This window comes from Methylobacterium sp. (genome assembly GCF_019750675.1).
Lineage (GTDB): Bacteria > Pseudomonadota > Alphaproteobacteria > Rhizobiales > Beijerinckiaceae > Methylobacterium.
This window is the reverse complement of sequence record NZ_JAIEOF010000404.1, coordinates 1-8,152: the sequence shown is the minus strand read 5'-3', so window position 1 is coordinate 8,152 and position 8,152 is coordinate 1. Positions and strand designations below refer to the sequence as shown.

7 protein-coding genes and 1 pseudogene are annotated in these 8,152 nt (G+C 72.4%); 5 read left to right on the top strand and 3 right to left on the bottom strand.

Annotated elements, in window-relative coordinates; all coding sequences use genetic code 11:
• Positions 1 to 101 precede the first annotated feature (101 nt).
• A complete protein-coding gene (locus K2X24_RS21275; protein WP_292500850.1) occupies positions 102 to 995 on the top strand; it encodes a DMT family transporter in 894 nt (297 codons plus the stop codon).
• 44 nt (positions 996 to 1,039) lie between these two features.
• On the top strand, positions 1,040 to 1,564 hold the full coding sequence (locus K2X24_RS21270) for a GNAT family N-acetyltransferase (protein WP_292500848.1): 525 nt from the start codon (positions 1,040 to 1,042) through the stop codon (positions 1,562 to 1,564).
• Between the two features lie 73 nt (positions 1,565 to 1,637).
• On the opposite strand, the gene trmFO is transcribed toward K2X24_RS21270, so the two are convergent.
• The 3 genes from trmFO to K2X24_RS21255 form a co-directional block, all read right to left on the bottom strand.
• Positions 1,638 to 3,068: a methylenetetrahydrofolate--tRNA-(uracil(54)-C(5))-methyltransferase (FADH(2)-oxidizing) TrmFO gene (trmFO, locus tag K2X24_RS21265; protein WP_292500847.1), complete on the bottom strand. Its 1,431-nt coding sequence runs from the start codon at positions 3,066 to 3,068 to the stop codon at positions 1,638 to 1,640.
• A 63-nt stretch (positions 3,069 to 3,131) separates the two neighbouring features.
• Positions 3,132 to 4,106, bottom strand: a complete 975-nt coding sequence (locus tag K2X24_RS21260) for a S1C family serine protease (RefSeq protein WP_292500844.1) — start codon at positions 4,104 to 4,106, stop codon at positions 3,132 to 3,134.
• 86 nt (positions 4,107 to 4,192) lie between these two features.
• The gene (locus K2X24_RS21255; RefSeq protein ID WP_292500842.1) at positions 4,193 to 5,596 is read right to left on the bottom strand and encodes an FAD-binding oxidoreductase; all 1,404 of its coding nucleotides are present in this window, start codon (positions 5,594 to 5,596) and stop codon (positions 4,193 to 4,195) included.
• A gap of 288 nt (positions 5,597 to 5,884) precedes the next feature.
• On the opposite strand from K2X24_RS21255, the gene serA reads away from it, so the two are divergent.
• The 3 genes and pseudogenes from serA to K2X24_RS21240 form a co-directional block, all read left to right on the top strand.
• Complete coding sequence (gene serA / locus K2X24_RS21250) at positions 5,885 to 7,132, top strand: phosphoglycerate dehydrogenase (RefSeq protein ID WP_292500841.1); 1,248 nt, start codon at positions 5,885 to 5,887, stop codon at positions 7,130 to 7,132.
• 131 nt (positions 7,133 to 7,263) lie between these two features.
• A complete protein-coding gene (locus K2X24_RS21245) occupies positions 7,264 to 7,845 on the top strand; it encodes a sigma-70 family RNA polymerase sigma factor (protein ID WP_292500852.1) in 582 nt (193 codons plus the stop codon).
• Positions 7,842 to 8,152 (top strand): annotated as a pseudogene (locus K2X24_RS21240) (hypothetical protein); the annotation flags it as partial. The gene K2X24_RS21245 and the pseudogene K2X24_RS21240, both read left to right, overlap by 4 nt.

Below are 8,152 nucleotides of genomic sequence, written 5' to 3'. Positions count from 1 at the left end.
GCGCTGCCCATCGGTGGATTCTCTCTGTCCGGTCCGGGCACCGGACAGTTCGGCGGAATCGTCCGGCCATTGTCGCTGTCGCGGGCCCGGATCGGGGCGCTATGGCCGTCCTCTGGGGATCGGGGAGGCGGATCGTGCGCGGCGGAACGGCGGGATGGGGCAGCGGCCTCGTGGGAATCCTTATCTTCAGCGCCTCCCTGCCGGCGACGCGGATCGCCGTCGGGGGCTTCACGCCTCTGTTCCTGACCTCGGCGCGGGCGGTGATCGCCGCGCTTCTCGGTGCGGGGCTGCTTCTCGCCCTGCGCCAGAGGCAGCCGGCGCGCGGCGACCTCGCGTCCCTGGCCCTGGTCGCCCTCGGCGTCGTGGTCGGCTTCCCGCTGCTGACCGCCCTGGCGCTCCAGCACGTCGGTGCCGCGCATTCCGTGGTGTTCGTCGGCCTCCTGCCCCTCGCCACGGCCCTGTTCGGAGTCCTGCGCGGGGGCGAGCGCCCGCGGGCCGCCTTCTGGCTGTTCTCCGTGGTGGGGGCCGCCGCCGTGGCGGGGTTCGCCCTCGCGCAGGGCGGCGATGCTTCGGCCCCGGGCGATCTCCTGATGATCGCGGCGATCCTGCTCTGCGGCCTCGGCTATGCCGAAGGGGCCGTCCTCGCACGCCGCCTCGGGGGTTGGCAGGTCATCTCCTGGTCCCTCGTCCTGTCCCTTCCGGCGATGGCCGTGCTGGCCGTGGCGACGCGGCCCCCGGCCTGGACCGGCATCGGCTGGCCGGCCTGGGGCGGCCTCGCCTACGTCTCGGTGTTCAGCATGCTGGTCGGCTTCGTATTCTGGTATCGCGGGCTGGCGCTGGGCGGCATCGCGGGGGTCGGCCAACTGCAGCTGCTGCAGCCCTTCCTCGGGCTGGCGCTGGCGGGCTGGCTCCTGGGCGAGCCCGTCGCCCCCTCCATGCTGGCGGTGACGGGACTGGTCGTGCTCTGCGTGGCGGGCGCCAAACGGTTCGCTTGAAAACCGGGCTTGAAGGCCGCGCGATCTGATAGGATCGTGCGGCCATGTTCAACCTCGCCTCGCGCTACACCCTCGCCAAGCTTCCCCCCGCCGAGACCGCCCGCCTGCGCCTGACGCGGCTGGAACCGGCCGACGCCGAGGCCGTGCGGGCGCTCACCGACGATCCGGCCATCATCGAGGCGGTGGATTTCCTGTCCGCGCCCTTCACCCTGGCGGATGCGCGCCGCCTCATCGGCCCGGCCAAGGTGCGCAAGGATTGCTTCCTGGGCGCCTGGCAACGGGCGGACGGTACGCTGGCGGCGATCGTCGGCCTGCACCTGCGCGGCGACCATGCCGCCGAGATCGGCTACTGGGTCGGCGGCGCGGCGCGCGGACAGGGGATCGGCACCGAGGCGGTCCGCGCCGCCCTCGGCCTGCTGCGCGAGCGCTTCCCCAACCGCTTCATCATCGCCGAGTGCCGACCCGAGAACGCGGCCTCCGTCGGCCTCCTGCGCAAGCTGGGGTTCCGCGACACCGGCGACGAGGGTCACCGGCCCGGACGGCGCATCTTCACCTATGAGCCGGGCTGACGCGTTCCGCGGCCGGAACCCGGGCGAGCCCCCGGTAGATCGCGATCGTGGCCGGCAGGCCGCCGGCGCGACCCTACTCGGCGGCGATCCGCGCGGGTCCGTGCCCCATCCAGGCGGCGAGGTCGGCCCGGGCCCGGTCGGTCAGCGCCTTCTTCTTGGCCACCGCCTTCTCCGGTCCCTTGAGACGCCGGCCGGCCTCGCCCTTGGGCGCGTGATCGAGGGGCGGGAACAGGCCGAAATTCACGTTCATGGGCTGGAACGAGCGCGGGGCGCCGGCATCCTCGGCCGCGATATGGCCGCCGGTGATGTGGCCGATCAGGGCGCCGAGCGCCGTGGTGGCGGGGAGGGGCTCGAGCGACTCCCCGCGCGCCTCCGCCACGGCGAAGCGGCCGGCCATCAATCCGATGGCGGCGCTCTCCACGTAGCCCTCGCAGCCCGTGATCTGGCCGGCGAAGCGTAGGGAAGGCCGCGCCTTGAGGCGCAGGGTCGCGTCGAGGAGGCGAGGGGAATCGAGGTAGGTGTTGCGGTGCAGGCCGCCGAGGCGCGCGAACTCGGCGTTCTCGAGGCCGGGGATCGTGCGGAACACCCGGACCTGCTCGGAATAGGTCAGCTTCGTCTGGAAGCCGACCATGTTGTAGAGGGTGCCGAGCGCGTTGTCCTGGCGCAGCTGGACGATGGCGCAGGCCTTCACGGTGGGGTCGTGCGGGTTCGTGAGGCCCACCGGCTTCATCGGGCCGTGGCGCAGGGTCTCGGGGCCGCGCTCGGCCATGACCTCGATCGGCAGGCAGCCGTCGAAGTAGGGCGTGGTCGCCTCCCACTCCTTGAAACCAATCTTATCGCCCCCGATCAGGGCCTGGATGAAGGCGTCGTACTGCTCGCGATTCATCGGGCAGTTGATGTAGTCGGCCCCCGTGCCGCCGGGCCCGACCTTGTCGTAGCGCGACTGGAACCAGGCCCTGCCCATGTCGATGGAATCGCGGTGCACGATCGGCGCGATCGCATCGAAGAAGGCGAGCGACTCGGCGCCGGTCAGTTCGCGGATGCCCTGCGCCAGCGAGGGTGCGGTGAGGGGGCCGGTGGCGATGATGGTCCGGCCCCAGGATTCGGGCGGCAAGCCCTCGACCTCCTCCCGCACGATGCGGATGCGCGGATGGGCCTCGATCGCGGCGGTGACGGCCTTGGCGAAGCCCTCGCGGTCGACGGCGAGCGCCCCGCCGGCGGGAACCTGGTGGGCGTCGGCCGCGCGCAGGATCAGCGAACCCAGGGTCCGCATCTCCTGATGCAGGAGCCCGACGGCGTTGCCGTTGGCGTCGTCCGAGCGGAACGAGTTCGAGCAGACGAGCTCGGCGAAGTCGCCCCCGTGATGGGCCTCGGTGCCGCGCACGGGACGCATTTCGTGGAGCACCACGTCGTGGCCGCTCTCGGCCACCTGCCAAGCGGCTTCCGAGCCGGCGAGGCCGCCGCCGACGATGTGGATGGGCAGGGATTCCGCGTTGTCCGTCATCGGCACGGGATAAACCCGCCCGAGACTTCGATCAATGGAGGCCGCGATCCGGGAGGCTCCGGATCAATGGAGCTGGGGCGAGACCAGGAAGCGCTCGCGGTCCGAGGAGGTCACCGAGAGCTTGAGGGGCTTGCCGTCGCGCTGGATCGTGAGCGGCACCCGCACCCCGGCCTCCCCGAGGGCCCAGACCTGGCGGAAGAACCCGGCGAGATCGGCCACCGGCTCGCCCGCGACCGCGACGATGACGTCGCCCGGGCGCAGGTCCGCCGCCTCGGCGGGGCCGTCGTCGGCGAGCCCCATCACCACCACGGCCTCCTCGCCGTCGCTGGCGTAGAGGCCGAGCCAGGGGCGCACCGGCCGGTCGACGCGGCCCCGGGTGGTGAGGTCGTCGAGGATCGGAGGCAAGAGGTCGATCGGCACGATCATGTTGATGGTCTTCGGGCCGCCCGTGCCGCCCTGCTGCAATTGCAGGGAGCCGATGCCCAGCAGCGCCCCGTCCGGTCCGATCAGCGCGGCCCCGCCCCAGTGCGGGTGCGAGGGGGCGGTGAACAGGGCCTCGTCGAGGACGTATTCCCAGTAGCCGGCGAATTCCTGGCGGGCGACGATCTCGACGGCGAGGCTGCGCGCGCGGCCGCCGACCCCGGCCATCACCGCCCGGTCGCCGATCTTGACCGGGCCCGAGCGCCCGAGCTTCAGCGGCTTGATCTTCAGGTCGCCCAGCGCCTGGACGAGGCCGAAGCCCGTGACCGCGTCGAAGCCGACCACGTGGCCGGGCACCGAGCGCCCGTCGTGGGTGGTGAGCCAGACCGACTCGGCTTCCGTCACGAGGTAGCCGATGGTGAGCACGAGGCCGTCCTCGCCGATGACGACGCCGTTGCCGGCCCGCTCGGTGCCGAGCGTCTCGGCGGTGAAGGCCTCGGGCGGCACCCGCGTCGAGAGCGCCACGATGGCGGTGAGCGCCTGCTCGAGGTCGTAGCCGTAATCGGCGGCCCGGGGCTGCGCGGATGTGGGGATCTTCCAGTCTCCGGGCGAGGCCATGCCAGCGTCCTTCCTGCCGTCGTGTCGCGTCGTTGAGACGGGAGATAGGTCGCCGGCTCGGATTCCGACAGTCTCGTGGCCTTCGATCAGGCTCCGGCGCGCAGCACCTTTCCGGGGTTGAGCAGGCCCTGCGGGTCGAGGGCATCCTTGATGCGGCGGGCCAGCGCCATCTCCTCCGGCCGGCGATGGCGCACGAGTTCGTCGACCCGGTACTGGCCGATGCCGTGCTCGGCCGAGATGCTGCCGCCGAACCGCGCCACGGTGTCGTGGACGATGCGGTTGATGGCCTCCGATCCGTGTTCGGGGCCGATGATCACGTTGTAGTGGATGTTGCCGTCGCCCATGTGGCCGAAGATGTTGGGCCGGGTGCCCGGCGCGCCCGCGGCCAGGGCCTCGCCCGCCGCCGCCAGGAAATCGGGAATCGCCGGGATCGGCACCGAGACGTCGTGCTTGACGCTCTTGCCGGCCCGGGCCTCGGCCTCGGTGATGTGCTCGCGCAGGGCCCAGAGGGCGGCGGCCTGCTGGCCGGATTCGGCGAGCACGCCATCGGTGGCATCGCCCCGCTCCAGGACCTCGCCCAGCAGCGTCTCCACCGCCTCGCGCAGCCCTTCCAGGCTCGATCCCGCCTCCATCAGCACGGTCCAGCCGGCCTCCGCGATGGGACTGGTCAGGCCGGCATGCTCGGCCACCAGGGCGAGGGAGTCGCCCGCGATCAGCTCGAAGGCCTGGATGGTGTCGCCGAGCGCATCCTGCGCCGCCCGGAGGAGGCGCAGGGCCGCCGCCGGGTCGGGCACCGCGAGGAGGGCCGTGGCCGTGTGGCGCGGGCGCGGCACGAGGCGCAGGATGGCGGCGGTGACGATGCCGAGGGTGCCCTCGCTGCCGATGAAGAGCTGCTTCCAGTCGTAGCCCGCATTGTCCTTGCGCAGGGCCCGCAGGCCGTCGACCACGGTCCCGTCGGCGAGCACCACCTCGAGCCCGAGGACGAGGTTGCGGGTCATGCCGTAGCGCAGGACGTTGATGCCGCCCGCATTGGTGGCGATGACGCCGCCGAGCATGGCGGAGCCCTCCGCCGCGAGGCTGACGGGCAGGAGGCGGCCTTGCGCGTCCGCCGCGTCCTGCGCCACCTTGAGGATGCAGCCGGCCTCCGCCTCCAGGGTCAGGCCCAGGGGATCGACCCGGCGGATCGCGTTCATGCGGGCGAGCGACAGCACGACCTGCCCCCCGGAGGCGTCCGGCGTTGCACCGCCCGCAAGGCCGGTATGTCCTCCCTGGGGCACCACCGCGACGCCGGCGGCGTGGCAGGCCGCCATGACGGCGGCGACCTGCGCCGTGTTGGCCGGGCGCGCCACCGCCGCCGGCCGGCCGGGGAAGAGGCGGCGCCAATCGACCGCGTAGGGCGCGAGATCGTCCGCGTCCGTGAGCAGGCCGCCCCGGCCGAGGCAGGATTCCAGGCGGCCGAGAAGGTCGGCGGGCGCGGCTGTCTGGCTCATCGGCGGGTTCCTCGTGCGGGGCCCCGGGGGGTGGGCCACGGGCTCGAAAACGGGTCGCCCCGGCATCCCGGCGCCGGCCGCCCGGGTCAAGGGGGCGACCTGACAATCGCCGCCGATGTTCAAGACCGGGCCTTGACCGGGCCGGTGAACTGGAATCTCACACGGCCCATTCGGGGACTCGTGCCGCGCGCTCGACCGCCGCGCGCAGCCCCAAGGCCCGCGCACGCAGCCACAAGGCCCGGCGCCGCATCCGCTCCGCCGGGTACGACATCCAAGAAGAAGACGATCATGGCCGAAAGACTCTCCTTCCCGAAGGACAAGATCCGCGTCCTGCTGCTCGAAGGCATCAACGACAGCGCCGCCGAACTCTTCGCCGCCGCCGGCTACACCAACGTCGTGCGGGTGGCCAAAGCCCTCGATCGCGAGGCCCTGCACGAGGCCCTGCGCGGCACGCACATCCTCGGCATCCGCTCGCGCACCCAGCTCGACGCGGCAGCCCTCGCGGCAGGCGAGCGCCTGCTCGCGGTGGGCTGCTTCTCGGTGGGCACCAACCAAGTCGACCTCGAGGCCGCCCGCCACCGCGGCATCCCGGTCTTCAACGCGCCCTACTCGAACACCCGCTCGGTGGCCGAGCTCGTCATCGGCGAGATCGTGATGCTGCTGCGCCGGATCGTGCCGCGCTCGGTGGGTGCCCATGCGGGCGAGTGGGACAAGTCGGCCACCGGCTCGCAGGAGGTGCGCGGCAAGACGCTGGGCATCGTCGGCTACGGCAATATCGGCTCGCAACTCTCGACGCTGGCGGAAGGCATGGGCATGCGGGTGGTCTATTACGACCAGACCGACAAGCTGCGCCACGGCAACACCGAGCCCACGGATTCGCTGACCGCCCTGCTGGCCCAGAGCGACGTGGTCTCCCTCCACGTGCCGGAGACGCCCGAGACCCACAACATGATCGGGGAGCCCGAGATCCGGGCGATGAAGCCCGGCGCCTTCCTCATCAACAACGCCCGCGGCACCGTGGTCGACCTCGACGCCCTGGCCGCGGCGCTCCGCGACGGCCATCTGCGGGGCGCGGCCGTCGACGTGTTCCCGGTGGAGCCCGGCTCCAACCAGGAGCGCTTCGTCAGCCCGCTCCAGGGCCTGCCCAACGTGATCCTGACGCCGCATATCGGCGGCTCGACGGAGGAGGCGCAGGAGCGCATCGGCTCGGAAGTGGCGCGCAAGCTCGTCGATTATTCCGACATCGGCTCGACCGTCGGTACCGTGAACTTCCCGCAGGTGCAGCTGCCCGCCCGCCCCACCGGCACGCGCCTGATCCACGTCCAGCGCAACATCCCGGGCATGCTGGGACGCCTCAACGACACCTTCGCCCGGCGCGGGGTGAACATCGCGGCGCAGTTCTACCAGACCGACGGCGAGGTCGGTTACGTGGTGGTGGAGACCGACGTCACCGATGCGGATGCCGAGAGCCTGCTGGAGGAGATCCGGGCGCTCGACGGCACCATCCGCGCCCGCCTGCTCTACGAGCGCCGCTGAGGGCGTGCGGTGGCGCGCCGGCGCCGCCTCGGCTAACCTGGGCCGAAGCGGTCCCGTCCGAAGGACCGCGACCGGATCGAGCCGTCCTGGCGCCGGACACGGAGGAAACCCAGCCTTTGCGTGCCAGTCCCCTGCGCGGCGATCTCCCGGCGGACGATCCCGCGCGCACCGACGCCGCCCTCGCGGGACTCATCGCGACCATCGCCCGGCATGACGAGGCCGCCCTGCGGGCCCTGTATGATCGGACGGCCCCGAAACTTCTCGGGGTGATCCTGCGTATCCAGCCGGATCGCGGCGCGGCCGAGGATGTTCTGCAGGATGTATTCCTGCGCGTCTGGCAGAATGCCGCGTCCTACAGCCCGGCGGCCGGACGCCCCCTGGCTTGGCTCTGCGCCATCGCGCGCAACCGCGCGATCGACGGCTTGCGCCGGCGCCGCGAGGTGCAGGGGCCGATCACCGAGGACGGGGAGGATTGGGTGGAGCGGCTGGCCGACCCCCACGACAGCGAGGGCACGATCCTCGGGCGCAACGCCCTCCAGGCGTGCCTCGGCCGCCTCGAGGCGCTGCATCGCGACTGCATCGTGCTGGCCTATTGCGAGGGCCAGTCCCGCGAGGATCTCGCCCTGCGCTACGACCGACCCGTGAGCACCATCAAGACCTGGCTGCATCGCGGCCTCGCGACCCTGCGCGGCTGCCTGGACGCCGCCGCATGAGCGCCGGCACACCCTCCGATCCCGGCGCGTCCTCCGGCGACCGTGACCTGCGTCTGGCCGAATCCGTGCTCGGCACCCTCGATCCGGCCGAGCGGGCCCTGGTGGAGCGCGAACTGGCCACGGACCCCGCCGCGCGCGCGGCCCGCGACGCCTGGGAGCGGCGCCTGGCGCCGCTCGCCCTCACGGCGCCCGAGATCGCGCCGGGGCCGGACGTCTGGCCGGCCATCGCCCGCGCGCTCCGGGCCGTGGGCGCCCTTAGCTGGCGAGGCTGTCGAGGTAGCGCTCGGCGTCGAGCGCGGCCATGCAG